We start from the raw sequence: 26,013 nt of genomic DNA, 5'->3' as shown, positions 1-26,013 counted from the left end.
ACCTTTCCAGGAAAGATTTGTTAAACAAGGTTGCAAATGAATAAACATACATATAAATTGAATTTTAATTCAATAAATAGCTTAAGCCATGTGAGGAAACCATGTCTACGTTTTATCAGAAGCACTTTTTGAAACTGCTTGATTTCACCTCTGCTGAACTCACGTCACTGCTCAAGCTCGCCGCGCAGCTCAAGGCAGATAAGAAAAACGGCACCGAGGTCGCTCAACTCACCGGTAAAAATATCGCGCTCATCTTCGAAAAAGACTCGACTCGTACTCGTTGCTCTTTCGAAGTTGCCGCATACGATCAGGGCGCTCGCGTAACGTATCTCGGGCCAAGCGGCAGCCAGATTGGGCATAAAGAGTCGATTAAAGATACCGCCCGCGTACTCGGCCGCATGTACGACGGTATTCAGTATCGGGGTCACGGTCAGGAAGTGGTGGAAACGCTGGCGGAATATGCCGGGGTGCCGGTGTGGAATGGATTAACTAACGAGTTTCATCCCACCCAGTTACTGGCGGATCTGTTAACTATGCAGGAACACCTGCCGGGTAAAGCATTTAATGAGATGGCGTTGGTCTACACCGGCGATGCTCGTAACAATATGGGCAATTCGATGCTGGAAGCCGCCGCGTTAACCGGGTTAGATCTGCGTCTGGTTGCACCGCAGGCCTGCTGGCCGGATGAGAGTCTGGTGGCAGAATGCAAAGCGCTGGCACAGAAAAACGGTGGCAATATTACGCTGACGGAAGATGTCGCCACGGGCGTAAAAGGTGCGGACTTCATCTACACCGACGTATGGGTGTCAATGGGCGAAGCGAAAGAGAAGTGGGCCGAGCGTATTGCGCTGCTGCGCAAATATCAGGTAAACAGCGCGATGATGGCGCTCACCGGCAATCCGCAGGTGAAATTTCTGCACTGCCTGCCCGCGTTCCATGACGATCAAACCACGCTTGGCAAACAAATGGCGCAACAGTACGGTTTGCACGGCGGGATGGAAGTGACCGACGACGTCTTTGAGTCACCCGCCAGCATCGTATTTGATCAGGCGGAAAACCGGATGCACACCATTAAAGCGGTAATGGTGGCGACGCTTTCCAAATGATAGCGTTGCGTGATTGATTTGCCGGATGGCGATGTTCAGCATCTTATCCGGCCTACAACCGCGCTCCCGTAGGCCGGGCAAGGCGAAGCCGCCCCCCGGCAAACACGCTTATTCCACCCGCAATTTCACCACCGCTTTGCGTACCAGCGCCGGAGCGCCGACTGCGCACAGCGGTTTATGCACTTCCCCCGGATAGAACACCACAAAGTCACCTTCGTTCAGCACCACCGTTTTCTCCTGTGCCCCTTCCGGCAGGAAGGCAATGTCTTTATCCGCCAGCCAGTCAGTTTCCGGCGCGCCCGCAGGCTGCGTACTGAAGGTCATGCCTTCCTGCCCTTTGAGCAGGATCTGAATATCCAGATAGCGGGCATGATACTCGGCACGGCGCTGTGCAAACGGCTCCGTCATATCTTCGGCAATCAGATAAAACAGGCGATCGCCATCGATATCATGCTTACCCTTTTCCGTCGCATCCGTAACATGCGTTTTAATGTGCTCAATCGCCTGACGCAGCTCTTCCGGCAGCCAGGCACCCAGGTTGTGAATATTGCCGACAATCATCTCAAACCCCTTAATTAAAACATCGTTTCATTTTTGTTGTTATACGAAAAAACGGCCTGCCATACCACTCCTAATTACCGATATTTTGCGGCAACGCATGTTTATCGCTGATGATGTTAGATAGTTGTTAACCTAACGCATCAGGTTATGCATAAACACTGCATAACTCTTACCCTCTCATTTTTCTCTTTGCTGGTAACTTGCTGGTTTTGAAAGTGTTATGATAAAACCCAGCCGTCGATCACAATTCACACCTCCCCCACTAGCTTTGTTCGCCACCATATTTATTTGGCAATAAACTGTCCCGTACAAATAATAGAATCACAGAACCGCATAAACATTCACCTAATAATAAAAAACACATAAAAATCAATTAATTATTAAATGCATATATTTTTAAAAATGTACATAAAATTAACATAGGTAAATAACAAGACATATTCATGCGTAGCAATTCAGTTATTGTATTTATTATTTTTTAAAATCTCAGAGCCATCTCATATATTAGGAAAGCAAATTCAAATATCGAACCGACTGTGAAACAAATCACGTTTCCGTATCAAATAAGATCTAAATATAGATTCTGAAATCAGCTGAAAAATCATGACTGCAATAAATTGCATTTGCAGCCATCTCCTCTTTATTTTTTAAAATCGTATTAAAGGAATAATGATGGAAAAGCATTATGTCGGTTCTGAAATCGGTCAATTACGTAGCGTGATGCTGCATCGCCCTAATCTCAGCTTAAAAAGGCTGACGCCATCCAACTGTCAGGAGCTGCTTTTTGATGATGTGCTTTCGGTAGAACGTGCAGGTGAAGAGCACGACATTTTCGCCAACACGCTGCGCCAGGAGGGAATTGAGGTTCTGTTACTCACTGATTTATTAACACAAACCCTGGATATTCCCGACGCTAAAAGCTGGCTGCTGGATACGCAAATTTCTGATTATCGCCTTGGACCCACTTTCGCCGCCGATGTCCGCGCCTGGCTTGCGGACATGCAGCATCGGGAACTGGCACGGCATTTAAGCGGCGGGCTGACCTATGGCGAAATCCCTGCCTCTATAAAAAATATGGTGGTGGATACTCATGATATTAATGATTTTATTATGAAGCCATTGCCCAACCATTTATTTACCCGCGACACTTCCTGCTGGATATATAACGGCGTGTCGATTAATCCGATGGCTAAAACTGCCCGGCAACGAGAAACTAATAATCTGCGGGCGATTTACCGTTGGCACCCACAATTTGCCGATGGCGAATTTATTAAATATTTCGGTGATGAAAATATTAATTACGACCACGCCACATTAGAAGGTGGAGATGTGCTGGTCATTGGTCGCGGTGCGGTACTTATTGGCATGTCTGAGCGCACCACGCCACAGGGAATCGAGTTCCTTGCCCAGTCACTCTTCAAGCATCGCCAGGCAGAGCGCGTCATCGCGGTCGAACTGCCTAAGCATCGTTCCTGTATGCATCTCGACACCGTGATGACCCACATCGATATCGATACCTTCTCTGTCTACCCGGAAGTGGTGCGCCCGGACGTGCAGTGCTGGACTCTGACGCCAGACGGGCGCGGCGGCCTGAAACGGACGCAGGAAAGTACGCTGGTCCATGCCCTGGAAAAAGCGCTGGGGCTCGATCAAATTCGCCTGATTACTACCGGCGGTGACGCCTTCGAAGCCGAACGTGAACAGTGGAATGACGCCAACAACGTCCTGACGCTACGCCCCGGCGTTGTTGTGGGTTACGAGCGCAATATCTGGACCAACGAGAAATACGACAAAGCCGGCATCACCGTTTTACCCATTCCTGGCGACGAACTTGGACGCGGACGCGGCGGCGCGCGCTGCATGAGCTGCCCGCTGGAACGCGACGGTATTTAAGGAGACGTCATGGAAAATAAACCAACCCTGGTTGTGGCTCTGGGCGGCAACGCGCTGCTCAAACGCGGCGAGCCGCTGGAAGCAGACATCCAACGTAAGAATATTGAGCTGGCGGCAAAAACCATCGCCCGGCTTACGCAACAGTGGCGTGTGATTCTGGTACACGGCAATGGCCCACAGGTTGGACTACTGGCGTTACAAAACAGCGCTTACGCCAGCGTCACCCCCTATCCGCTCGATATTCTCGGCGCGGAAAGTCAGGGAATGATTGGCTATATGTTGCAACAGGCGCTGAAAAACCAGCTTCCACAGCGAGAAATTAGCGTCCTGCTGACGCAGGTTGAAGTCGATGCCCACGATCCAGCCTTCAGCAATCCCACCAAATATATCGGGCCCATTTACGACCAAACCCAGGCCAGTGCATTACAGGTGGAAAAAGGCTGGGTTTTCAAAGCCGATGGTAAAGCGTTCCGTCGCGTTGTGCCCTCTCCGCAGCCCAAACGCATTGTTGAAAGTGACGCGATCCAGGCGTTGATCGCCCGCGATCATCTGGTCATCTGCAATGGCGGCGGCGGTGTGCCGGTCGTGGAAAAAGCCGATGGCTACCACGGCATTGAAGCCGTAATCGACAAAGATCTCTCCGCCGCCCTGCTCGCCAGCCAGCTTCATGCTGATGCGTTGCTCATCCTGACCGATGCCGACGCGGTGTACCTCGACTGGGGCAAACCCACCCAGCGCCCTCTGGCTCAGGTCACCCCCGAAATACTCGGCGAAATGCAGTTCGACGCCGGTTCTATGGGGCCGAAAGTTACCGCCTGCGCGAATTTTGTCTCTCAATGCCAGGGGATAGCAGGCATCGGCTCCTTGGCCGACGGCCCGGCCATTCTCTCGGGAGAGAAAGGCACATTGATTCGGCCCGAAACCATTGCTTACGACGCGTGACCCATTTTGCCGGATGGGCGACTGCGCCTTATCCGGCCTACATAAGGACATTCTGATGACTGTTAACTTAAAAAATCGCAATTTTCTTAAACTGCTCGACTACACCCCGGCAGAGATCCAGTACCTGATCGATCTGGCTATCGAATTAAAAACGGCGAAAAAGGCCGGACGCGAAAGACGGACGCTGGTCGGTAAAAATATCGCGCTCATCTTCGAAAAAACCTCAACCCGCACCCGCTGCGCCTTTGAAGTTGGCGCTTTTGATCAGGGCGCGCAGGTGACCTATCTCGGCCCAAGCGGCTCACAGATTGGTCACAAAGAATCGATGAAAGATACCGCCCGCGTGTTAGGCCGCATGTACGACGGCATCGAATATCGCGGATATGGCCAGGAGATCGTCGAAGAACTGGGGCAGTTCGCCGGTGTTCCGGTATGGAACGGACTGACCAACGAATTTCACCCTACGCAGATCCTTGCGGATCTGATGACCATGCTGGAACACGCGCCGGGCAAAACCTTACCTGAACTGAGCTTCGCCTACCTCGGTGACGCCCGCAATAACATGGGTAATTCGCTGATGGTTGGCGCGGCGAAAATGGGGATGGACATCCGCCTCGTCGCCCCTAAATCCTTCTGGCCGGATGAGACGCTGGTTGCCGAATGCCGTGAAATCGCCAGCGTGACAGGCGCGCGCATTACGCTCACAGAGGACGTTGAGGAAGGCGTTTACGACGTGGATTTCCTCTATACCGATGTCTGGGTCTCCATGGGCGAACCCAAAGAGGCATGGGCAGAACGCGTAAGCCTGATGACGCCTTACCAGATTAACCAGCGAGTCATCAACGCAACCGGCAACCCCAATGTGAAATTTATGCACTGTCTGCCCGCCTTCCATAACGAACACACCAAAGTTGGGCGTGAAATCGAAGCGGCTTACGGCCTGAAAGGGCTTGAGGTCACGGAAGAGGTGTTCGAGTCAGCACACTCCATCGTCTTCGACGAAGCAGAAAACCGGATGCATACCATTAAAGCGGTCATGGTAGCGACACTCGGCGACTAACCCCTGCGGGCATATGTCGCCTGACGGCATATGCCCGAGCTATCCGGAGAACATCATGGGCAAATTCAAATTTCCCAGCGCGTATACCATCCTGTTTATTCTTATTGCACTCGTCGCTGTTATGACCTGGATTGTCCCGGCAGGGAAATACCAGATGGCGATGAATGCGACCCTGGGTAAAGAAGTGCCAGTTGCCGGGACTTATGCCCCCACAGAGGCGCATCCACAAGGCATTACCGCTGTACTGCTGGCGCCAATTGACGGTCTTTATAATCACGAGACCTACACCGCCGGCGCCATTGATGTGGCGCTGTTTGTCCTGATCATCGGCGGTTTTCTCGGCGTGGTAAATAAAACGGGCGCCATTGACGCCGGTATCGAACGCGTAACGGTCAGGCTTAACGGCAAAGAAGAGTGGATGATCCCCATCCTGATGGGACTTTTCGCCGCCGGCGGTACGATTTACGGGATGGCGGAAGAGTCGCTACCTTTTTACACGCTGCTCGTCCCGGTAATGATGGCGGCCCGCTTTGATCCACTGGTAGCTGCTGCGACCGTTTTGCTCGGCGCAGGTATCGGCACACTCGGTTCGACCATTAACCCGTTCGCAACGGTTATCGCTGCCAACGCGGCCGGGATCCCCTTCACCCAGGGAATGCTGATGCGCATTCTGCTGCTGGTCGTCGGCTATGTGATCTGTGTGGTGTGGGTCATGCGCTATGCCCGGAAAGTTCGCAGCCATCCTGAGCTGTCTATCGTGGCGGATAAAATGGAGGAAAACCGCGCCCATTTTCTCGGTAGTCGCGCCAATACCAATCTGGAATTCACAGCAACGCGGAAATGGATCCTGCTGATTTTCGCCGCCGCCTTTGCGGTAATGATCTATGGGGTGGCGGTACTCGGATGGTGGATGGCAGAAATATCCGCAGTCTTTCTGGCTGCTGCGATTATCGTCGGCGTAATCGCCCGCATGAGTGAAGAGGCATTTACCAGTACGTTCATTGACGGTGCGCGGGATCTGCTTGGCGTGGCGCTGATTATCGGTATTGCGCGCGGCATCGTCGTGGTGATGGATAACGGCATGATCACTCACACCATTCTGCACAGCGCCGAAAATATAGTCTCCGGCCTTTCCACCACCATTTTCATCAATGTGACCTATTGGCTGGAAGTGTTGCTCTCCTTCCTGGTCCCATCGTCCTCTGGGCTGGCGGTCCTCACCATGCCCATTATGGCCCCGCTGGCCGACTTCGCGCATGTACAGAGGGATCTGGTCGTCACCGCGTATCAATCCGCTTCCGGCATTGTGAATCTGATTACGCCCACCTCTGCGGTTGTGATGGGGGGGCTGGCCATCGCGCGCGTTCCCTATGTGCGTTACCTGAAATGGGTCGCTCCGTTACTGCTTATTTTGACGTTACTGAACATGGTCGTCCTGAGTATCGGCGCGATGCTGTAGCTCTTTTAGCCGTCGGTATCCGACGGCTTTTTTGATCGTTCTCTCGTTTTTCTGCACAACCGCCCGTTTGAGCCGTTATTGATACTGTAAATGTGGTGAATTTCGCCATCGCATTGATACAGATAAGAAATATAAGGTGATTTTATGAAGGAATTCGATGATTACTCTGCCAAAGAGCAAAAACAGCTGGCGATGTGTCAGCGCCTGATTAGCGAAAAAAGCTACCTGTCCCAGGAAGCGCTGCGCCGCGACCTGCAAAGCCACGGCTTTACCAGTATTAGTCAGTCGACGGTGTCTCGTTTGCTGAAGTTGCTTGGGGCCATAAAAATAAGAAATACAAAAGGGCAAAAAATTTATTCTGTCAATCCTCAGTCACGACCCGCTCCTGATGCGGCGCGATCGATCGCTGAAATGGTGGTCAGCATAGAACACAATAGCGAGTTTATCCTTATTCACACCGCTGCAGGATATGGTCGCGCGGTTGCCAGAATCCTCGATTATCACGCCTTGCCGGAAATTCTGGGCGTCATTGCCGGCAGCAGTATCGTCTGGGTCGCGCCGCGCGTCGTGCAGCGAACGGGCCTGGTTCACAAGCAGATTAATTATCTCTTTAAAATGAATTAAAATTCAGAAGAACCGTTTGCGATGAATAAATCGTGCATTTTTCGCTTGATCCCATAACGTAGCTGAGTATAATCGCGGACAATTTGCCGGGAGGATGTATGGTTCAGTGTGTACGACATTTTGTCTTACCGCGTCTGAAAAAGGACGCTGGCCTGCCGTTTTTCTTTCCGTTGATCACCCATTCCGAGCCCCTCAATTGAGGGGCTTTTTTTTTGCCCAGGCGTCAGGAGATAAACATGGCTAACCCGCTCTATCAAAAACACATCATTTCCATAAACGACCTCAGCCGCGATGACCTCAATCTGGTCCTCGCAACGGCGGCGAAATTAAAAGCGAACCCACAACCGGAACTGTTAAAGCATAAGGTCATCGCCAGTTGCTTCTTTGAGGCGTCCACCCGCACCCGTCTATCCTTTGAAACTTCTATGCACCGTCTGGGCGCCAGCGTGGTAGGTTTCTCTGACAGCAGCAACACGTCTCTGGGCAAAAAAGGCGAAACGCTGGCTGACACCATTTCCGTCATCAGCACCTATGTCGACGCCATCGTCATGCGTCATCCGCAGGAAGGCGCCGCGCGTCTGGCAACAGAATTCTCTGGTAACGTCCCGGTTCTTAACGCGGGCGACGGCTCTAACCAGCATCCAACCCAAACGCTGCTGGATCTGTTTACCATTCAGGAGACACAGGGCCGCCTGGACAATCTGCAAATCGCCATGGTGGGTGATCTGAAATATGGCCGCACCGTCCACTCCTTAACCCAGGCGCTGGCGAAGTTTGAAGGCAACCGCTTCTACTTCATCGCCCCGGATGCGCTGGCCATGCCGCAGTACATTCTGGATATGCTGACTGAAAAGGGCATCGCCTGGAGCCTGCATGGCACTATCGAAGAGGTGATGGCGGAAGTCGATATCCTCTACATGACCCGCGTACAAAAAGAGCGTCTGGACCCATCCGAATACGCCAACGTGAAAGCACAGTTTGTCCTGCGCGCCAGCGACCTGAACGGCGCCAGAGCCAATATGAAGGTACTACACCCGCTGCCGCGTATTGATGAAATCACCACCGACGTCGATAAGACGCCGCACGCCTGGTATTTCCAGCAGGCTGGCAACGGCATCTTCGCCCGCCAGGCGTTACTGGCACTGGTACTGAATAGCGAACTGGCACTGTAAGGGAGAAAAAGAGATGACACACGATAACAAACTGCAGGTTGAAGCCATCAAACGTGGCACCGTGATTGACCATATTCCCGCACAGGTTGGTTTTAAATTGCTGACGCTGTTCAAGCTGACAGAAACCGACCAGCGAATCACCATCGGTCTGAACCTGCCGTCCGGTGAGATGGGTCGTAAAGACCTGATCAAAATTGAAAATACCTTCCTGACCGACGAGCAGGTTAACCAGCTCTCTCTGTATGCGCCGCAGGCAACGGTGAACCGCATTGATAATTACGACGTGGTGGGTAAATCACGTCCGAGTCTGCCAGAGCGCATCGACAACGTGCTGGTGTGTCCGAACAGCAACTGCATCAGTCATGCTGAGCCGGTTTCTTCCAGTTTTGCAGTGAAAAAGCGTGCTGATGACATCGCACTCAAATGCAAATACTGTGAAAAAGAGTTTTCGCATTATGTGGTGCTGGCCAACTAATTAGGGTTGGTTATGAGATCCCTGCTCCCTATAATGCCTAAGGAATTCTACTTACCGCTGTAATTCAGGAGAAATCATGAGCAAGACTATCGCGACGGAAAATGCACCAGCAGCAATCGGCCCATACGTACAGGGTGTTGACCTGGGTAGCATGGTAATCACTTCCGGTCAGATCCCGGTCGATCCGAAAACCGGCGCCGTAGCGGAAGACGTGTCCGCTCAGGCGCGTCAGTCGCTGGAAAACGTAAAAGCTATCGTTGAAGCAGCAGGTCTAAAAGTGGGCGACATCGTAAAAACGACCGTCTTCGTGAAAGACCTGAACGATTTCGCTACCGTCAACGCCACCTACGAAGCGTTCTTCACCGAGCACAACGCGACCTTCCCGGCGCGTTCTTGCGTGGAAGTTGCTCGTCTGCCGAAAGACGTGAAAATCGAGATTGAAGCGATCGCCGTTCGTCGCTAAACCACCTTGTGCCGGATGGCGGCTTCGCGTAATCCGGCCTATGCAAGCGTAGTTTGTAGGCCCGGTAAGCGCGAGCGCCACCGGGCATTTATCACATCACGCCAAACATTTTCGGCAGGAATAGCGAAATCGCCGGAATGTACGTCACCAGCATCAGCACCAGGAACAGCACCAGGTAGAATGGCAGCATCGCCTTCACCACCTGCTCGATTTTCTGCTTACTCACCGCACTGGCCACAAACAGCACCGACCCCACCGGCGGCGTAATCAGGCCGATCCCTAAGTTCACCAGCATGATCATGCCAAAATGGACCGGATCAATGCCGAGCGCGTTGGTCACCGGTAGTAGCACTGGCGTCAGGATCAGGATCAGCGGCGCCATGTCCATCAGCGTACCGATCAGCAGCAGCATGATGTTAATGCACATCAGGATGACATATTTGTTATCCGAGATGCTGGTGAAGGCTTCGGTAATCCGCATCGGCAACTGCATATAGGTCATGACGGCCCCAAACGCGGCGGCAAAGCCTATCAGGATCATCACAATAGTCACCGTTTTCACCGTGCGGAACATCAGCTTCGGCAGCTCTGACCATTTATAGTCACGATAGATAAACATGGTGACAAAGAAGGCCCACAGACAGGCAATCGCCGCGGATTCCGTTGCGGTAAAGATACCTGACAGGATCCCGCCCATGATGATCACCACCGTCATTAATCCCCACAGCGTATCGACGAAAATCTTCAGCGCCTGGCGAAACGGTACGCGCTCCCCTTTTGGATAACCGCGTTTATGGGCAAAAACCACGCACATCACCATCAGGCTAAAGCTCAGCAACAGGCCCGGCAGGATCCCGGCGATGAACAGCGCGGCAATCGACACCGTCCCGCCCGTTGCCAGCGAGTAGATAACCGAGTTATGGCTGGGCGGCGTGAGGATCGCCTGCACCGAGCCGCTGGCGGTTACCGCCGCGGCAAAGTCGCGCGGGTAGCCTTTTTTGTCCATCTCCGGGATCATCACTGAACCGATAGAAGCGGTATCGGCCACCGACGATCCTGAAATTGCCCCAAAAAAGGTCGAGGCGACGATATTTACCAGCGACAGCCCGCCGCGGATAAAGCCAACGAAAATATAGGCAAAATTCACCAGGCGGCGCGCGATCCCCCCTTCCGCCATGATTGCCCCGGCCAGAATAAAGAATGGGATCGCCAGCAGCGAAAACTTGTTTACTCCGCTGGTCAGTTGGATCATCACGGCTTCCAGCGGAATATCAATATACCAGGCTCCAATGATGGCGCTAATGCCAACCGCGTACGCTACCGGTACCCCAATCGCCAGCATAATGCCAAGCGTAAAGACGAGAATAAATGCATCCATCTGCTTTCCTTAATGAAATGGGGGCGGTAACTAGCTGGTTGAACCCAGCATGACAACGGGACGTTGATATTGCGGGCCGCGGAAAATCTTTTCTGCGATAAACAGCAGCGTGATAGCGGAGCCAATCGGCAACGGCAGATAGTTTTGCCCGGCGCTTAAAAGCGGGAATTCCGCGACAGGCTGGTCCCACAGCTCAAGACACAGATTGATTCCATACCAGAGAATAAACAGGCTGATCGCCACCAACATGATATCTGCGACAATCGAGCAGTAACGACGGGCGGACTCCCCCAGACGGTCAATCACCATGCTCACCGCGATATGCGAACCTGCGCGATAGCTCACCGCCGCGCCAATAAAGGTGAACGTCACCATACAAAGAATGGCGACCGGTTCAGGCCATGACAGGGCATTGTTCAGGACATAGCGTGCGAATATGCCAATAGGGATAATGGCGACCATAACCAATAATGCGACACCGGCAATCCACATAGAGACCCGATAAAGAAAATCCATTACCGATGAATAACATTCACCCATAATTATCACCTCGAATTAATCAAAAGACTCAGGCAGAGGATTGCTCCCCTCCGCCTGATGAATTACTTCACATCCTGAATACGTTTGATCAAATCCTGGTGGTCTTTACCGTAATTATCCCGCACTGACTGCGTGGCTTTATAGAAATAGTCCGTATCAATATCGTGGAACTGAACGCCATTGGCTTTCATAGTTTCCAGAGATTTCGCATTATATTCTTGCCAAAGTTTGCGTTGTTCAACCTGCGCTTCTTTGGCGAGCTTAATAATGAGTTCCTGGTCTTCTTTTTTCAATTTATCCCATTTGGCTTTGGAAAACAGAAAAAGCTCAGGAATAATAAAGTGTTTGCTCCAGGTATAGTTTTTAACGACCGGTAAATAGTTGTGCGCAACAAATGTTGGCGGGTTATTTTCCGTACCATCAATAACGCCGGTCTGCATACCGCTAAACACTTCGCTGACGCCCATCACGATAGAGTTAGCGCCCATCGCCTTTAAGGTATCCAGCGCTATCGGACTCGCCTGAACGCGGATTTTCATACCGTGTAAATCTTCCGGTTTCACCACCGGATTTTTGGTAATCAGGTTGCGCGTCCCGGCGTCCATCCAACCCAGGAATACCAGCCGCGATTTCGTATTGGCCGTCAGGCGGTCGCCAATCTCCTGACCGATCATGCCGTCAAGGACCTTATGCATATGGTCTTCATCGCGAAAGATATACGGCAGGGTAAATACGTTAATTTCAGGAAGAATAGCGGCAACAGGCGTCATTGAGACGCGAATAATATCGATAGCGCCTAATTGCGCCTGCTCAATCATCTGTTTTTCATCACCTAACACGCCACCTGGAAATGTTTTAATCTCCAGACGGCCATCGGTCGCGGCGCTGAGCTTCTCCCCCATATGTTTCACTGCGACGACGTTCGGGTAATCAGCCGGATGCACATCCGCGGCGCGAAAAGTTTGTGCCAGCGTTGCATGACTCGCCAGTAATACGGACGCGCCAATACACAGACTTAACAGGTTTTTTGTCAGTTTCATTTGTCCTTCTCCAGAAGTTCATAATATCCATTAACAGGAATAGCTTGCAGAGCAAATGACTGCCGGAATTAAAACGGGCAGCGAGAAACTTTCTTAACGACGTTACCTGCGCAGACTAGCTGGTGTAACAATTTATTTCGATGACTGCGTTCACAAAAAATCGCAGATGCTAATAATTTTTAGCACAGTGTTTCATTTTTGCAACACAGATCGTTTTATTGATAAAAAAACAACGCAAAGAAGGCGATTTGATACTAATTCCCTCAGCTAGCATTTCAATAAAAATAAAACACTACTATTTCGCGAGAATATCTTTCGAATGAAAAAGAGAAATGCAGGATGGTATTTACACCATCCTGCTGAGAAGTTTGATGTTTACTGCCAACCGTAGCGACGGCTATAAAAACCTTTCACTAATTGGGTCAATGTCATGTAGCCCGCCAGAATCGCAATCAGCCACGGGAAGTAGCTCAGCGGCAGCGCCTGCAATTGCAGATAGCTGGCCAGCGGCGAGAACGGCAATGCAATGCCCACCACCATCACGACCAGCGTCATTAGCATCAGCGGCCATGCGGCGCGACTTTGGATAAACGGCACGCGACGGGTACGGATCATATGCACAATCAGCGTTTGCGACAGCAGGCCCACCACGAACCAGCCCGACTGGAACAACGTCTGATGCTCTGGCGTATTGGCATGGAAGACAAACCACATCAGGCAAAAGGTCAGAATGTCAAAGATCGAGCTGATCGGCCCAAAAAAGATCATAAAGCGGCCCAGTTCGGCGGGATTCCAACGCTGGGGCTTTTTGATCTGCTCTTCGTCGACGTTATCAAACGGAATCGCCACCTGGGATACATCATACAGCAGGTTCTGAATCAGTAAGTGCAGCGGCAACATCGGCAGGAACGGTAAAAAGGCGCTCGCCACCAGCACGCTAAACACGTTACCGAAGTTAGAACTGGCCGTCATTTTGATGTACTTCAACATGTTAGAAAAAGTACGGCGTCCTTCGATCACCCCTTCTTCCAGCACCATCAGGCTCTTTTCCAGCAGGATAATATCCGCCGCTTCACGCGCAATATCGACCGCGCCATCAACAGAGATACCGATGTCCGCCGCGCGCAGCGCCGGAGCGTCGTTGATGCCATCGCCCATAAAGCCAACCACGTGGCCTTCACGTTTGAGCAGCGTGACAATGCGCTCTTTGTGCATCGGCGTCAGGCGGGCAAACAACGTGGTGCGCTGAGCAAGCGTTGCCAGTTCGTCATCGCTTAATCCTTCAATGCTGCTGCCAATCACCACATCGCCCGCATCCAGCCCCACTTCGTGGCACACTTTTGCCGCCACCAGTTCGCTATCACCGGTGAGAATTTTCACCGTAATACCGCTGGCTTTCAGCGCCTTCAGCGCCGGCGCGGTGGTCTCTTTCGGCGGATCGAGGAACGCGATATAGCCTTCGAGGATCAGATCCGACTCATCAATACGCTGGTAATCACCTTCACGCGCGGGCAGGTACTTGGTGGCCACCGCCACTACGCGCAGCCCCTGACGGTTCAGCGTATCGGTAACGCGTTTCACCCGACGCAGCATGCCCTCATCCAGGGGGACAATCTCGCCGTTGTGGCGCACCTGGGTGCAGACGCTGAGGATCTCCTGCAGCGCGCCTTTGCACACCAGGTGGTGCACATCCGTTTCTTCCGCCACCACCACCGACATGCGGCGACGTTCAAAATCAAACGGGATCTCATCGATTTTCTGCCAACGGGTAGAAAGCTGGCGGGCAGATTCCTCATCCACGCCTTCCAGTACCGCCGTATCCAGCAGATTCTTCAGCCCGGTCTGGTAATGGCTGTTCAGCCACGCGGAATGCAGAACGTGCTCGCTGGGTTTTCCAGAGATATCAGTATGATTCTCCAGCACAATTTTATCCTGCGTCAGGGTCCCGGTTTTATCGGTGCACAGGATATCCATCGCGCCAAAGTTCTGGATGGCATCAAGGTGCTTGACGATGACTTTCTGTTTAGACAGCTTCACCGCCCCGCGCGCCAGCGTCGAGGTGACGATCATCGGCAGCATTTCTGGGGTCAGCCCTACCGCAACAGACAGCGCAAACAACGCCGCCTCCCACCAGTCGCCTTTGGTATAGCCGTTAATGATGAGCACAATGGGCGCCATCACCAGCATAAAGCGGATCAGCAACATGCTGACGCGGCTGATCCCTTTCTGGAAGGCATTCTGCTCGCTTTCCTGCTCGCTGACGCGCCCCGCCAGTTGCCCGAACCAGGTATTGGCTCCAGTCGAAATCACAATAGCCTGCGCCGTGCCGCTCACCACATTGGTCCCCATAAAGCACAGCGTATCGCACTCCAGCGGGTTGCTTTGCTGCGGGTCGCGGCTGGTTGCGACTTTCTCCACGGGCAGCGATTCCCCGGTCAGCGAAGCCTGCGCCACAAACAGATCGCGCGCCTGGACGATACGTAAATCCGCCGGGATCATATCCCCTGCCGCCAGCTTGATGACATCACCGGGTACCAACTGGTCAATTGGCAGTTCAACCCAACCGTTCTCGCCTTTTTCGTTGATAACGCGCAGCACCGTGGCGGTGTTGCTGACCATCGCTTTCAGCGCATCTGCCGCTTTGGTGGAACGCGCCTCCTGCACAAAATTCAGCAGCGTCGAGATGGCGACCATCAGCGCGATTACGCCAGCAGCAAACAGATCCTCAGTGGCATAGGAAATGGCGCCAAGAATGGTCAGCAGAATATTAAACGGATTGCGGTAGCAGACCCACAGATGCACCCACCACGGCGACGGCTTCTGCGCCGGCAACTGGTTTTCGCCATGGATTTCGCGGGCGCTCTCGACCTCTGCGGCGTTTAATCCTTCCGGGTGTGCGCCAAACGTTTTCCACAGCGCGGCTTCGTCCATCAGCGCCATTTTCAGGCAATGTTCGCTCAGCGAGGGCGGGATCGGTGTGCTGGCAACGGTCTGCGCATTGGGCAACGGGTCGCGATGCACCAGACGATGTGGTAAATGGCGGTTAAGCCGGGCAAACAGCTGGCGAGTAATATTTTTGAACATAGGCAGTCCCCCTGCGCCAGTCTTAACAGGCGCAGTAAATCTTTCAGGCGTGGCAAAGCCTTGCCTGATGGCAATTTTAAAATCACAACAGGGACGTCAGAACGTCACTGTCTTACGCATCCGGTAAGACAGTGAAAGACAGGCTTACCGGAAAGTTGTGTTTCTCCGTCTCGGGAGAGGGGTGGGATCGGGATCCATATAGCCTCCGGTAAGTGAATGATAAGCGCCGCGGATTATACGCAGAAAACCATAAGGTTTGTGGCAATTATGGCGGTATGATAAAGCATAGAAACTAAACCAAACGTATACCAGACTTTGCCCATTGCACTGTGCTTGAGTAAAGTTATTCTCTTTTGGCATAACTTCACACGCGACACGGGAAAACAGGATGCAAAATCGGCTGACCATTAAAGACATCGCCCGCTTAAGCGGTGTGGGGAAATCCACGGTTTCCCGCGTTCTCAACAACGAAAGCGGCGTCAGCGAACGTACCCGTGAACGCGTCGAAGCGGTGATGAATCAGCACGGTTTTTCCCCTTCCCGCTCCGCACGCGCCATGCGTGGGCAAAGCGACAAGGTGGTGGCGATTATCGTCACGCGCCTGGATTCTCTTTCAGAAAATCTCGCCGTGCAGACCATGCTGCCCGCTTTTTATGAACAGGGTTACGATCCGATCATGATGGAAAGCCAGTTCTCGCCTGAACTGGTCGAAGAACATCTGGGCATGCTCAGACGCCGTAATATTGACGGTGTGGTGCTGTTTGGTTTTACCGGCATTACCGAAACGATGCTCACCTCCTGGCAGGATTCTCTGGTACTGCTGGCCAGAGATGCCAAAGGCTTTGCCTCCGTCTGCTATGACGATGAGGGCGCTATTCATACCCTGATGCAGCGTTTATACGATCGCGACCACCGCCATATTAGCTTTCTTGGCGTCCCCCATAGCGACGTGACCACCGGTAAGCGCCGTCATGAAGCCTACCTGGCATTCTGTAAAAAACACAAACTGCATCCGGTTGCCGCGCTACCGGGCCTGGCCATGAAGCAGGGTTATGAGCAGGCCGCCAATGTCATCACCCCGGAAACCACCGCCTTAGTCTGCGCGACGGATACCCTTGCCCTTGGGGTCAGCAAATATCTGCAGGAGCAGCGGATTGATAATCTGCAGTTGGCGAGTGTGGGCAACACACCGCTAATGAAATTTCTCCATCCGGAAATTATCACCGTCGATCCCGGTTACGCTGAAGCCGGACGACAAGCGGCCTCGCAGCTGATCGAGCAGATCAACGGCCGTAGCGAACCGCGACAAATCGTTATTCCCTCCACCCTCGCCTGATCGCTTTCTGAGCGCTAATTTGTGATCTTCGCTGTGTTTCGGGAACGTTCCCGTTTTTAAATATTCATCGAAGATATACTCTTGCGCCAACAACGCGGGAGTTGCCGGATGGCGACCTAACGCGTCTTATCCGGCCTACGGGGAATACACGTCATCATGAGCAAAATAAAACAAGCAGACATCGACCGGCTGATTGAGCTGGTAGGCGGGTGCGACAATATCGCTACGGTGAGCCACTGCATCACTCGCCTGCGTTTTGTGCTGAATCAGCCTGCGAATGCCAGGCCAAAAGAGATAGAGCAGTTGCCGATGGTCAAAGGCTGCTTCACCAACGCCGGGCAGTTTCAGGTGGTGATTGGCACCGAGGTGGGCGATTACTACAAAGCGCTGCTGGCGACCACCGGCCAGGCCAGTGCCGACAAAGAGCAGGCGAAAAAAGCCGCGCGGCAGAACATGAAGTGGCATGAACAGCTCATTTCTCATTTTGCAGAGATCTTCTTCCCGCTGCTGCCAGCGCTGATTAGCGGCGGCTTGATCTTAGGTTTTCGCAATGTGATCGGCGATCTGCCAATGAGTAACGGGCAGACGCTGGCGCAGATGCATCCGTCGCTGAAAACCCTCTACGACTTCCTGTGGCTGATTGGCGAAGCGATCTTCTTCTATCTGCCTGTCGGGATCTGCTGGTCAGCGGTGAAGAAAATGGGCGGTACGCCGATCCTCGGTATTGTGCTGGGTGTGACCCTGGTTTCGCCGCAGCTGATGAACGCCTATCTGCTCGGTCAACAGGTGCCGGAAGTGTGGAACTTCGGCCTGTCCAGCATAGAGAAAGTGGGCTACCAGGCGCAGGTTATCCCGGCACTGCTGGCCGGTCTGGCGCTCGGGTTTATTGAAACGCGCATGAAACGCATCGTCCCGGATTATCTGTATCTGGTGATCGTCCCGGTGTGCTCACTGATCCTCGCTGTGTTCCTTGCGCACGCGTTTATCGGTCCGTTTGGCCGCATGATCGGCGACGGCGTGGCGTTCGCGGTTCGTCATCTGATGACCGGCAGCTTTGCGCCGATTGGCGCGGCGCTGTTCGGCTTCCTGTATGCGCCGCTGGTGATCACCGGCGTACACCAGACCACGCTGGCTATCGACATGCAGATGATCCAGAGCATGGGCGGTACGCCGGTATGGCCGCTGATTGCGCTGTCAAACATCGCTCAGGCTTCTGCGGTGGTCGGCATCATTATCTCCAGCCGCAAACACAATGAACGCGAAATATCAGTACCTGCGGCGATCTCGGCTTATCTCGGGGTAACGGAACCGGCGATGTACGGGATCAACCTGAAATACCGCTTCCCGATGCTGTGCGCGATGATCGGCTCCGGTCTCGCCGGTCTGCTGTGCGGCCTGAACGGCGTGATGGCGAACGGCATTGGCGTCGGCGGCCTGCCGGGTATCCTCTCCATTCAGCCGACTTACTGGCAGGTGTTTGGCATGGCGATGGTCATCGCGATCGTTATCCCGATGGTACTGACCTCATTCGTCTACCAGCGTAAATACCGTCAGGGCACGTTACAGATTGTGTAACTTTTCTTCGGGGCGCAGTTGCGCCCCATCGTATCTCCAGGAAACAGCAATGAATATTCCACACTGGTGGCAAAACGGCGTTATCTATCAGGTGTATCCCAAGAGTTTTCAGGACACCACCGGCAGCGGCACGGGTGATTTGCGCGGCGTAACGCAGCGCCTCGGCTATCTGCAAAAGCTGGGCGTGGACGCAATCTGGCTGACGCCGTTCTACATTTCGCCGCAGGTTGATAACGGCTACGACGTCGCCGACTACATGTCAGTTGACCCGGCTTACGGCACGCTTGCAGACTTTGACGAACTGGTAGCAGCGGCGAAAGCGCGCGGCATACGCATTATTCTGGATATGGTGTTTAACCACACCTCAACCCAGCACGCATGGTTTCGTGAGGCGCTGGATAAAGACAGCCCATATCGTCAGTTTTATCTCTGGCGCGACGGCGAACCGACCACCCCGCCGAACAACTGGCAGTCAAAATTTGGCGGCAGCGCCTGGGGCTGGCACGCCGAAAGCGAGCAGTATTATCTGCATCTCTTTGCCCCTGAGCAGGCCGACCTGAACTGGCAAAACCCGGCGGTACGCGCCGAGCTGAAAAAAGTGTGCGAGTTCTGGGCCGATCGCGGCGTGGACGGCCTGCGCCTCGACGTAGTCAATCTTATCTCCAAAGATCAGGACTTCCCGAACGATCCCGACGGCGATGGTCGCCGTTTTTATACCGACGGTCCGCGCGCGCATGCGTTTTTACGCGAGATGAACCGCGACGTTTTCACCCCACGTAGCCTGATGACAGTCGGCGAAATGTCTTCCACCACGCTGGAAAACTGTCAGCAATACGCCGCGCTGGACGGTAGCGAACTGTCGATGACCTTTAACTTCCACCACCTGAAGGTGGATTATCCCAACGGTGAAAAATGGACGTTAGCCAAACCGGACTACGTGGCGCTCAAAACTCTGTTCCGCCACTGGCAGCAGGGCATGCACAACGTCGCATGGAATGCGCTGTTCTGGTGTAACCACGACCAGCCGCGCATCGTGTCGCGTTTTGGCGATGAAGGGAAATACCGTGTGCCCGCCGCCAAAATGCTGGCGATGGTGCTGCACGGTATGCAGGGCACGCCCTATATCTACCAGGGGGAAGAGATTGGCATGACCAACCCGCACTTCCGCCAGATTACCGATTACCGCGATGTAGAAAGCCATAACATGTTCGCCGAATTGAACGGGCAGGGACGCGATGCCGAAGAGTTGCTGGCAATCCTCGCCAGTAAATCCCGCGATAACAGCCGCACGCCAATGCAGTGGGATGCCAGCCAACACGCGGGTTTCACCGCGGGCGAACCGTGGATCAATCTGTGTGACAACGCAGCCGAGATCAACGTTGCAGCGGCGCTTGATGATGCTGATTCTGTGTTTTACACCTATCAGAAGCTGATCGCCCTGCGTAAAACGGAGCCAGTTATCACCTGGGGCGATTACCAGGATCTGTTACCAGACAGCCCACACGTATGGTGTTATCAGCGCGAATGGCAAGGACGGCGGCTGCTGGTTATTGCCAACCTGAGCGATACCTTCCAGAGCTGGCAACCGACGCATGCCGACGGAAACTGGCAGGTGCTGATGCACAACTATGCCGAGGTCGCCAGCCAACCCGTTGACATGACGCTGCGTCCTTTTGAAGCCGTCTGGTGGGTGCAAAAATAGCTTGCAATGATGTTCAGGCCCGGTACGCATAGCGTGGCCGGGCGTTGTCGCCTACGCTCAGCTTACCTTCCTGTTTTTGCTGAATAATTAATCAGAATTTTCCAGGGGTAATTTACAATCGGCTGTAGCGCCCGTCATCTGTACGCTCCGATTTTTACTTTGCGCTACATCAAAAAAATCGTAAACATCCTTGATGCAAATCACTACATATAGAACTTAAAATGCACGCCGACCCAATATGTTGTATTAATCGCCTATAATTGCTACAACTACAATGCACCGCTTCACGGTGGAATTGTGGATAACGTGGGTCAGGATTGCGGGAAGTCATTGGCAATAGAGATGAATAAAGCCATGGCCGCTTCCCCAACCTCTGTGGATAACCTGTTCTTATAAATATGGAGTGATCATGACACCGCATGTGATGAAACGAGATGGCTGTAAAGTGCCGTTTAAATCAGAGCGCATCAAAGAAGCCATTCTGCGTGCAGCTAAAGCAGCGGGAGTCGATGACGCAGATTACTGTGCCACCGTCGCAGAAGTCGTTAGTAGCCTGATGAATGAGCGCAGCCAGGTCGATATCAACGAGATCCAGACAGCGGTAGAAAACCAGCTGATGTCTGGCCCGTACAAACAACTCGCCCGTGCGTACATCGAATATCGCCACGACCGTGATATCCAGCGTGAAAAACGTGGCCGTCTGAACCAGGAAATTCGTGGTCTGGTTGAGCAAACCAACTCTGCTCTGCTGAACGAAAACGCCAACAAAGACAGCAAAGTGATCCCGACCCAGCGCGATCTGCTGGCCGGTATCGTCGCCAAACACTATGCGCGCCAACACCTGCTGCCGCGTGATGTCGTTCAGGCGCACGAGCGTGGTGATATTCACTATCACGATCTCGACTACTCGCCGTTCTTCCCGATGTTTAACTGCATGCTGATCGACCTGAAAGGCATGCTGACGCAGGGCTTTAAGATGGGTAACGCGGAGATTGAGCCGCCAAAATCCATCTCTACCGCGACCGCCGTGACCGCGCAAATTATCGCGCAGGTTGCCAGCCATATTTATGGCGGTACTACCATTAACCGTATTGATGAAGTTCTCGCGCCGTTCGTGACCGAGAGCTTTAATAAACATCGCAAGACCGCTGAAGAATGGCAGATCCCGGACGCCGACGGTTATGCCCATTCCCGTACCGAAAAAGAGTGCTACGACGCTTTCCAGTCCCTTGAGTATGAAGTGAACACCCTGCATACCGCCAACGGTCAGACGCCGTTCGTCACCTTTGGTTTTGGCCTGGGCACCAGTTGGGAATCGCGTTTGATCCAGCAGTCTATTCTGCGTAACCGCATTGCTGGCCTCGGTAAAAACCGTAAAACCGCGGTGTTCCCGAAGCTGGTGTTCGCGATTCGCGATGGTCTGAACCACAAGTTTGGCGATCCGAACTACGACATCAAGCAGCTGGCGCTGGAATGCGCGAGCAAGCGTATGTACCCGGACATCCTGAACTACGATCAGGTGGTCAAAGTCACCGGTTCGTTCAAAACGCCAATGGGCTGCCGCAGCTTCCTCGGCGTGTGGGAAAACGAGAACGGCGAACAGGTTCACGATGGTCGCAACAACCTCGGCGTTATCAGCCTCAACCTGCCGCGTATCGCGCTGGAAGCCCATGGCGATGAAGCCACCTTCTGGAAACTGCTCGACGACCGTCTGGTGCTGGCGCGTAAAGCGCTAATGACCCGTATCGCGCGTCTGGAAGGCGTAAAAGCCCGCGTTGCGCCCATTCTGTACATGGAAGGTGCCTGCGGCGTGCGTCTGAAAGCGGACGATGACGTGTCTGAGATCTTTAAAAATGGTCGCGCCTCTATCTCTCTGGGCTACATAGGCATTCATGAGACCATCAACGCGCTGTTTGGCGACAAACATGTCTATGACAGCGAGCAGCTGCGCGCCAAAGGTATCTCCATTGTGGAACGTCTGCGTCAGGCGGTCGATCAGTGGAAAGACGAGACCGGCTATGGCTTTAGCCTGTACAGCACGCCGAGTGAAAACCTGTGTGACCGCTTCTGCCGTCTGGATACCGCCGAGTTTGGCGTGGTGCCGGGCGTAACCGACAAAGGTTACTACACCAACAGCTTCCACCTCGACGTGGAGAAAAAGGTGAACCCGTACGACAAGATCGATTTCGAAGCGCCATACCCGCCGCTGGCGAGCGGGGGCTTCATTTGCTACGGCGAGTACCCGAATATTCAGCACAACCTGAAAGCGCTGGAAGACGTTTGGGATTACAGCTATCAGCACGTGCCGTATTACGGCACCAACACGCCAATCGATGAATGCTACGAGTGCGGCTTTACCGGTGAGTTCGAGTGCACCAGTAAAGGCTTCACCTGCCCGAAATGTGGTAACCACGACGCCGCGCGCGTGTCGGTCACCCGCCGCGTGTGCGGTTATTTAGGCAGTCCGGACGCACGTCCGTTTAACGCCGGTAAGCAGGAAGAAGTGAAGCGCCGCGTTAAGCATTTAGGCAATGGGCAGATAGGTTAATATCCGTTTGCAAAGGCCGTAGGCCTGATAAGACGCAATCGCGTCGCCATCAGGCATCACAATGTTGCCGGATGCGGTGCAAGCACCTTATCCGGCCTACATGCTTTCTGGACATCCTCTATGCGCTACCATCAATACTATCCTGTCGATATCGTCAACGGCCCAGGAACCCGATGCACCCTGTTTGTGTCAGGGTGCGTGCACGAATGCCCCGGTTGCTATAACAAAAGCACCTGGCGGCTCAATTCCGGCGAGCCGTTTACCAAAGAGATGGAAGATAAGATCATTGCCGATCTGAACGACACGCGTATTCACCGTCAGGGAATTTCGCTGTCGGGCGGCGATCCGCTGCATCCGCAAAACGTGCCGGATATTCTGCAACTGGTACAACGTATTCGCGCTGAGTGTCCGGGAAAAGATATCTGGGTGTGGACCGGCTACAAGCTCGATGAACTCAACGCCGCACAGATGCAAGTGGTGGATCTCATCAACGTGCTGGTTGATGGCAAATTTGTGCAGGACCTCAAAGACCCGGCGCTGATCTGGCGCGGTAGCAGCAACCAGGTCGTGCATCATTTGCGATAAAATCACTCAGGAGAGGCGTGTTCACAGCCTCTCCGTCCATTTACTCATTCGCGATTGCGCTTTACCACGGGCATCAATGGCACGCCCATCCGGCAGCCAGCGCTCCGCTTCCCCTTTCAGTATCCCCTTTTCATAACAGAGACGCTGGGCAAGCGAGCCGTCCGGATAGAACTGTTCGCTGAGTTGGTGACGCAACCCCTGACTCCACTGCTCACGCTGCTGTAGCTGCCCGGAAGGATAAAAGCTGCGGCATTCGCCGTGCAGCAGGCCCTCAAGCCACTGCTCTTCTCGCAGTAGCTCGCCGTTTTCCGAGAAGTAACGAGCAATACCGTCCGGCCTGCCCTCACGATACGCCTGCTGCATAGCTAGCTGACCGTTAGGATGCCAGCGCTCCATTACCCCATGCAGCGCCCCCTGTTGATATCGCAAAACTGCCAGCAGGCGTCCGTTCTCTTCAATTCGCGTCTCACCGTTTAGCTGGTCGTTCGCAAGATTTGCCCGTAGCAGGGTGTTATCCAGGTGATATTCCTGCGTATCGCTCATCAGTTAATCTTAACCAGGCCACCTTTAATCATCAGCATCCCGCCACCATCCACCGTTTGGGTCGCGCTGGCTTTGCTGGTGAGCGTGGCTTTTGCTTCGTGGCTGATGGTTGCGGCTTTCTGGGTCAGCGAGGCTTTCGCTTCACTGGCTATGCTGGTGGCATCCAGCTTCATGCTGCCCGACGCGCTGGCGTTAAGACCCGACCCGCTCTTGATGTCCAACGTTTTACCGCTCTCGAGAGTTAGCGTACCGCTGACCTTAATCGTCAGGTTGCCATCGACGTTCAGCGTGTAGTTGCCCTTTACCTTATGCGTCTCGTTGCCGTCGATGGCGTACTCCTGATCGCCTTTCACCGTCACGCTGCGCTTCTCTTTTACCTCCAGTGTGTCGCTGCCTTTTTCGATTTTCACCGCACGATTGCCTTTTTTTAGGGTAACGGTTTCGTTGCCCTCTTCAACGGTACGCGTGCGGTCGTTTTTGACGTTCTGAATGTCGTCATGGCTGATAGTCGTTTTGCTGTCGTTAAGCACGGTAAGCTGGAAGTCTTTTTGCGCCTGCATCGCCAGCAGCTCGGCATCTTTTTTGTCGTCGAAGCGTAGTTCGTTGAAGCCTTTTTCACTTTTGGTTTTAATGCCCGACTGGGTCTGGTTCGCCGGAAGTGCGTACGGCAGCGCATTCGCGCCGTTGTAGACGCAGCCGGTAATCAGCGGCTTATCCGGGTCGCCGTCGATAAAGCTCACCACCACTTCCTGACCGATGCGCGGGATAAACTGCGCGCCGAAGCCGTTGCCGCTCCACGCCGTCGCCACCCGCAGCCAGCAGGAGCTGGTTTCGTCGCTTTTGCCCTCTCTGTCCCACGGGAACTGTACCTTCACCCGACCAAGTTTGTCGGTCCAGATCTCCTCGCCGCTTTTACCCACCACCATCGCCGTTTGCGTATGCATAAAGGGTTGTGGCGTCACGGCGAGGGGGCGATACGGCGTGGCCTTTGGAATAGCAGTGAAGCGGTTGCGATAGCGTTCACCATCGTACTCGTGGCTAACGGTGGTGATTAGCCAGTCGATGTTCAGAGATTTGTCGTCATGATCGGTTAGCGTAAACCAGTGCCCGGCCATCAGCGCCGCGCAGTCGCTTTCGCCCACCAGCTGTTTCGCCTGCGCTTTCAGGGCGTTAACCTTCCACGCCGCCAGCGCGTCGCCTTCGGCTTTAACGCTAAAACGCCCCGGATGCTGATACTGCATACCGCCCTTCTTCTCGCCCGTCTGCGAAAACAGCGCAGCTTTTGGTTGTTCGTAGTTAAAATCGCTGCTCTGGAAGCCTTGGGCGGTGGCCTGTAAATGCAGTTCTGCCGAGCGAATCATCCCAGTTTCCCGTGCGCCGCTTGCTGCGGCCTGATACTTCACTTTTTTGTCGCCAGGTATCGGCGGAAAAGCGCTGTTATCATCCGCCAGCACCAGGGTGTGCTTGCCCTGCGCATGAGTGAAGAACCAGAAGATCCCCTCCTGCTCCAGCAGGCGCGAGATAAAGTTGAAATCGCTTTCGTTATATTGCAGGCAGTATTCCCGCTTCGCCGGTTTGCTTTTCAGTTGAAATTTGTAGTCGCTAAACCCGGCGTCTTTAAACACCTGCTCGACGATCTCCTGCGCGCTGAGGTTCTGAAACACGCGGTTGTTACTGGCAAGCGTCAGCCACCACAGCCAGGGACGCAGGACAAACTGGTAGCGATCGGCGTTAGCGGTGGCGGGGAGCTGGTGCGCCTCGGCAATCAGCCCGTCGTAGCTGGCGTTGTTGATGGTGGCGGTCAGATGGGTGGCCAGCGCGCTGTCTAAGGTTAACGGCGCGGAGGTGGTTCCAGCGATGGTGGCGGTGGTCAGGCCGTTAAGCTGTGATTCGTTGTACGCGGTGGCGGCGGTAAGACCGGTTAGGG

General features: G+C 53.6%; 26 protein-coding genes. 17 read left to right on the top strand and 9 right to left on the bottom strand.

Translation table 11 applies throughout. The features are described 5' to 3' along the window. Positions 1–36: 36 nt before the first annotated feature. Entirely contained in the window at positions 37–132 is a 96-nt protein-coding gene (gene argL, locus JSN25_RS22450; RefSeq protein WP_422678872.1) for a putative translational regulatory protein ArgL, read from the top strand. Then, positions 102–1,106, top strand: coding sequence for an ornithine carbamoyltransferase (argF, locus tag JSN25_RS08080; RefSeq protein ID WP_069324775.1), 1,005 nt, complete (start codon positions 102–104; stop codon positions 1,104–1,106). The genes argL and argF (JSN25_RS08080) overlap by 31 nt, the downstream gene beginning before the upstream one ends. Positions 1,107–1,214: 108 nt before the next feature. Here argF (JSN25_RS08080) and JSN25_RS08075 read toward each other — a convergent pair whose 3' ends face one another. Further along, positions 1,215–1,667 (bottom strand): YhcH/YjgK/YiaL family protein, encoded by a 453-nt coding sequence (locus tag JSN25_RS08075; protein WP_038636759.1) that lies wholly within the window; start codon positions 1,665–1,667, stop codon positions 1,215–1,217. A gap of 672 nt (positions 1,668–2,339) precedes the next feature. Here JSN25_RS08075 and arcA point away from each other — a divergent pair. The 5 genes from arcA to JSN25_RS08050 all read left to right on the top strand — a co-directional run bounded on the left by arcA (position 2,340) and on the right by JSN25_RS08050 (position 7,645). Further along, positions 2,340–3,560, top strand: a complete 1,221-nt coding sequence (arcA, locus tag JSN25_RS08070) for an arginine deiminase (protein WP_038636756.1) — start codon at positions 2,340–2,342, stop codon at positions 3,558–3,560. A gap of 9 nt (positions 3,561–3,569) precedes the next feature. Then, positions 3,570–4,502 (top strand): carbamate kinase, encoded by a 933-nt coding sequence (gene arcC / locus JSN25_RS08065; protein WP_038636753.1) that lies wholly within the window; start codon positions 3,570–3,572, stop codon positions 4,500–4,502. A gap of 55 nt (positions 4,503–4,557) precedes the next feature. Beyond that, positions 4,558–5,562 (top strand): ornithine carbamoyltransferase, encoded by a 1,005-nt coding sequence (gene argF / locus JSN25_RS08060; protein WP_204525601.1) that lies wholly within the window; start codon positions 4,558–4,560, stop codon positions 5,560–5,562. 55 nt (positions 5,563–5,617) lie between these two features. Then, the gene (locus JSN25_RS08055; protein ID WP_038636748.1) at positions 5,618–7,021 is read left to right on the top strand and encodes a YfcC family protein; all 1,404 of its coding nucleotides are present in this window, start codon (positions 5,618–5,620) and stop codon (positions 7,019–7,021) included. Positions 7,022–7,165: 144 nt separating this feature from the next. Next, positions 7,166–7,645: an arginine repressor gene (locus JSN25_RS08050; RefSeq protein WP_038636746.1), complete on the top strand. Its 480-nt coding sequence runs from the start codon at positions 7,166–7,168 to the stop codon at positions 7,643–7,645. Here the strand turns inward: JSN25_RS08050 and JSN25_RS08045 are convergent. Next, the gene (locus tag JSN25_RS08045) at positions 7,642–7,764 is read right to left on the bottom strand and encodes a hypothetical protein (protein ID WP_087857458.1); all 123 of its coding nucleotides are present in this window, start codon (positions 7,762–7,764) and stop codon (positions 7,642–7,644) included. The two genes, JSN25_RS08050 and JSN25_RS08045, sit on opposite strands and share 4 nt — an antisense overlap. Between JSN25_RS08045 and pyrL the strand changes: the two genes are divergently transcribed. The 5 genes from pyrL to ridA all read left to right on the top strand — a co-directional run bounded on the left by pyrL (position 7,744) and on the right by ridA (position 9,755). Further along, positions 7,744–7,845, top strand: a complete 102-nt coding sequence (gene pyrL / locus JSN25_RS08040; protein ID WP_003025819.1) for a pyr operon leader peptide — start codon at positions 7,744–7,746, stop codon at positions 7,843–7,845. The two genes, JSN25_RS08045 and pyrL, sit on opposite strands and share 21 nt — an antisense overlap. Then, a complete protein-coding gene (locus tag JSN25_RS22445; RefSeq protein WP_106875647.1) occupies positions 7,826–7,879 on the top strand; it encodes a pyrBI operon leader peptide in 54 nt (17 codons plus the stop codon). Before pyrL ends, JSN25_RS22445 begins: the two co-directional genes overlap by 20 nt. 2 nt (positions 7,880–7,881) lie before the next feature. Beyond that, the gene (pyrB, locus tag JSN25_RS08030) at positions 7,882–8,817 is read left to right on the top strand and encodes an aspartate carbamoyltransferase (RefSeq protein WP_038636743.1); all 936 of its coding nucleotides are present in this window, start codon (positions 7,882–7,884) and stop codon (positions 8,815–8,817) included. 13 nt (positions 8,818–8,830) lie between these two features. Next, complete coding sequence (gene pyrI / locus JSN25_RS08025) at positions 8,831–9,292, top strand: aspartate carbamoyltransferase regulatory subunit (protein ID WP_069324772.1); 462 nt, start codon at positions 8,831–8,833, stop codon at positions 9,290–9,292. Positions 9,293–9,368: 76 nt separating this feature from the next. Further along, positions 9,369–9,755, top strand: a complete 387-nt coding sequence (ridA, locus tag JSN25_RS08020; protein WP_000047544.1) for a 2-iminobutanoate/2-iminopropanoate deaminase — start codon at positions 9,369–9,371, stop codon at positions 9,753–9,755. A 91-nt stretch (positions 9,756–9,846) separates the two neighbouring features. Here the strand turns inward: ridA and JSN25_RS08015 are convergent, their stop codons facing one another. The 5 genes from JSN25_RS08015 to mgtL form a co-directional block, all read right to left on the bottom strand. Continuing rightward, positions 9,847–11,133 (bottom strand): TRAP transporter large permease, encoded by a 1,287-nt coding sequence (locus JSN25_RS08015; RefSeq protein WP_204525600.1) that lies wholly within the window; start codon positions 11,131–11,133, stop codon positions 9,847–9,849. Positions 11,134–11,163: 30 nt separating this feature from the next. Then, positions 11,164–11,673, bottom strand: a complete 510-nt coding sequence (locus JSN25_RS08010) for a TRAP transporter small permease (RefSeq protein ID WP_038636733.1) — start codon at positions 11,671–11,673, stop codon at positions 11,164–11,166. Positions 11,674–11,735: 62 nt separating this feature from the next. Further along, complete coding sequence (locus JSN25_RS08005; RefSeq protein ID WP_087857461.1) at positions 11,736–12,713, bottom strand: TRAP transporter substrate-binding protein; 978 nt, start codon at positions 12,711–12,713, stop codon at positions 11,736–11,738. Between the two features lie 375 nt (positions 12,714–13,088). Next, positions 13,089–15,797 carry a magnesium-translocating P-type ATPase gene (gene mgtA / locus JSN25_RS08000; RefSeq protein WP_150344552.1) on the bottom strand — a complete coding sequence of 903 codons (2,709 nt, stop codon included), beginning with the start codon at positions 15,795–15,797 and terminating at the stop codon, positions 13,089–13,091. A gap of 144 nt (positions 15,798–15,941) precedes the next feature. After that, positions 15,942–15,995 (bottom strand): mgtA regulatory leader peptide MgtL, encoded by a 54-nt coding sequence (gene mgtL / locus JSN25_RS22440; protein ID WP_223229530.1) that lies wholly within the window; start codon positions 15,993–15,995, stop codon positions 15,942–15,944. A gap of 190 nt (positions 15,996–16,185) precedes the next feature. Here mgtL and treR point away from each other — a divergent pair, with 190 nt between their 5' ends. The 5 genes from treR to nrdG all read left to right on the top strand — a co-directional run bounded on the left by treR (position 16,186) and on the right by nrdG (position 23,543). Continuing rightward, on the top strand, positions 16,186–17,133 hold the full coding sequence (gene treR / locus JSN25_RS07995; RefSeq protein ID WP_038636723.1) for a trehalose operon repressor TreR: 948 nt from the start codon (positions 16,186–16,188) through the stop codon (positions 17,131–17,133). A 156-nt stretch (positions 17,134–17,289) separates the two neighbouring features. Further along, positions 17,290–18,708: a PTS trehalose transporter subunit IIBC gene (treB, locus tag JSN25_RS07990; RefSeq protein ID WP_204525599.1), complete on the top strand. Its 1,419-nt coding sequence runs from the start codon at positions 17,290–17,292 to the stop codon at positions 18,706–18,708. 49 nt (positions 18,709–18,757) lie between these two features. Then, positions 18,758–20,410, top strand: coding sequence for an alpha,alpha-phosphotrehalase (treC, locus tag JSN25_RS07985; protein ID WP_199952580.1), 1,653 nt, complete (start codon positions 18,758–18,760; stop codon positions 20,408–20,410). Between the two features lie 409 nt (positions 20,411–20,819). Beyond that, positions 20,820–22,958, top strand: a complete 2,139-nt coding sequence (gene nrdD, locus JSN25_RS07980; protein WP_204525598.1) for an anaerobic ribonucleoside-triphosphate reductase — start codon at positions 20,820–20,822, stop codon at positions 22,956–22,958. Positions 22,959–23,078: 120 nt separating this feature from the next. Continuing rightward, on the top strand, positions 23,079–23,543 hold the full coding sequence (gene nrdG, locus JSN25_RS07975; protein ID WP_069324767.1) for an anaerobic ribonucleoside-triphosphate reductase-activating protein: 465 nt from the start codon (positions 23,079–23,081) through the stop codon (positions 23,541–23,543). Between the two features lie 21 nt (positions 23,544–23,564). Here the strand turns inward: nrdG and JSN25_RS07970 are convergent, their stop codons facing one another. Together JSN25_RS07970 and JSN25_RS07965 are read right to left on the bottom strand one after the other, a co-directional pair. Next, a complete protein-coding gene (locus JSN25_RS07970) occupies positions 23,565–24,086 on the bottom strand; it encodes a toxin-antitoxin system YwqK family antitoxin (protein WP_199952581.1) in 522 nt (173 codons plus the stop codon). Next, positions 24,086–26,013: type VI secretion system Vgr family protein (locus JSN25_RS07965; protein ID WP_204525597.1), on the bottom strand; the 1,928-nt coding region annotated here is incomplete at its 5' end. The genes JSN25_RS07970 and JSN25_RS07965, both read right to left, overlap by 1 nt.

Origin of the sequence: Citrobacter cronae, from assembly GCF_016893685.1 — a bacterium.
Lineage (GTDB): Bacteria > Pseudomonadota > Gammaproteobacteria > Enterobacterales > Enterobacteriaceae > Citrobacter > Citrobacter werkmanii.
The sequence above is the reverse complement of the archived record's forward strand: the minus strand, read 5'-3'. Positions and strand labels throughout refer to the sequence as shown.

What these genes read in the sequence shown, in the direction of transcription:
- JSN25_RS08005 (WP_087857461.1), bottom strand. Translation starts at nt 12,713, where the DNA reads ATGAAACTGACAAAAAACCTGTTAAGTCTGTGTATTGGCGCGTCCGTA.
- JSN25_RS07970 (WP_199952581.1), bottom strand. Translation starts at nt 24,086, where the DNA reads ATGAGCGATACGCAGGAATATCACCTGGATAACACCCTGCTACGGGCA.
- treR (WP_038636723.1), top strand. Translation starts at nt 16,186, where the DNA reads ATGCAAAATCGGCTGACCATTAAAGACATCGCCCGCTTAAGCGGTGTG.
- treB (WP_204525599.1), top strand. Translation starts at nt 17,290, where the DNA reads ATGAGCAAAATAAAACAAGCAGACATCGACCGGCTGATTGAGCTGGTA.
- JSN25_RS08015 (WP_204525600.1), bottom strand. Translation starts at nt 11,133, where the DNA reads ATGGATGCATTTATTCTCGTCTTTACGCTTGGCATTATGCTGGCGATT.
- argF (WP_204525601.1), top strand. Translation starts at nt 4,558, where the DNA reads ATGACTGTTAACTTAAAAAATCGCAATTTTCTTAAACTGCTCGACTAC.
- JSN25_RS08045 (WP_087857458.1), bottom strand. Translation starts at nt 7,764, where the DNA reads ATGTCGTACACACTGAACCATACATCCTCCCGGCAAATTGTCCGCGAT.
- nrdG (WP_069324767.1), top strand. Translation starts at nt 23,079, where the DNA reads ATGCGCTACCATCAATACTATCCTGTCGATATCGTCAACGGCCCAGGA.
- argF (WP_069324775.1), top strand. Translation starts at nt 102, where the DNA reads ATGTCTACGTTTTATCAGAAGCACTTTTTGAAACTGCTTGATTTCACC.
- nrdD (WP_204525598.1), top strand. Translation starts at nt 20,820, where the DNA reads ATGACACCGCATGTGATGAAACGAGATGGCTGTAAAGTGCCGTTTAAA.
- argL (WP_422678872.1), top strand. Translation starts at nt 37, where the DNA reads ATGAATAAACATACATATAAATTGAATTTTAATTCAATAAATAGCTTA.
- treC (WP_199952580.1), top strand. Translation starts at nt 18,758, where the DNA reads ATGAATATTCCACACTGGTGGCAAAACGGCGTTATCTATCAGGTGTAT.
- JSN25_RS08010 (WP_038636733.1), bottom strand. Translation starts at nt 11,673, where the DNA reads ATGGGTGAATGTTATTCATCGGTAATGGATTTTCTTTATCGGGTCTCT.
- pyrL (WP_003025819.1), top strand. Translation starts at nt 7,744, where the DNA reads ATGGTTCAGTGTGTACGACATTTTGTCTTACCGCGTCTGAAAAAGGAC.
- JSN25_RS08050 (WP_038636746.1), top strand. Translation starts at nt 7,166, where the DNA reads ATGAAGGAATTCGATGATTACTCTGCCAAAGAGCAAAAACAGCTGGCG.
- JSN25_RS08055 (WP_038636748.1), top strand. Translation starts at nt 5,618, where the DNA reads ATGGGCAAATTCAAATTTCCCAGCGCGTATACCATCCTGTTTATTCTT.
- pyrI (WP_069324772.1), top strand. Translation starts at nt 8,831, where the DNA reads ATGACACACGATAACAAACTGCAGGTTGAAGCCATCAAACGTGGCACC.
- arcC (WP_038636753.1), top strand. Translation starts at nt 3,570, where the DNA reads ATGGAAAATAAACCAACCCTGGTTGTGGCTCTGGGCGGCAACGCGCTG.
- pyrB (WP_038636743.1), top strand. Translation starts at nt 7,882, where the DNA reads ATGGCTAACCCGCTCTATCAAAAACACATCATTTCCATAAACGACCTC.
- ridA (WP_000047544.1), top strand. Translation starts at nt 9,369, where the DNA reads ATGAGCAAGACTATCGCGACGGAAAATGCACCAGCAGCAATCGGCCCA.
- JSN25_RS08075 (WP_038636759.1), bottom strand. Translation starts at nt 1,667, where the DNA reads ATGATTGTCGGCAATATTCACAACCTGGGTGCCTGGCTGCCGGAAGAG.
- arcA (WP_038636756.1), top strand. Translation starts at nt 2,340, where the DNA reads ATGGAAAAGCATTATGTCGGTTCTGAAATCGGTCAATTACGTAGCGTG.
- mgtA (WP_150344552.1), bottom strand. Translation starts at nt 15,797, where the DNA reads ATGTTCAAAAATATTACTCGCCAGCTGTTTGCCCGGCTTAACCGCCAT.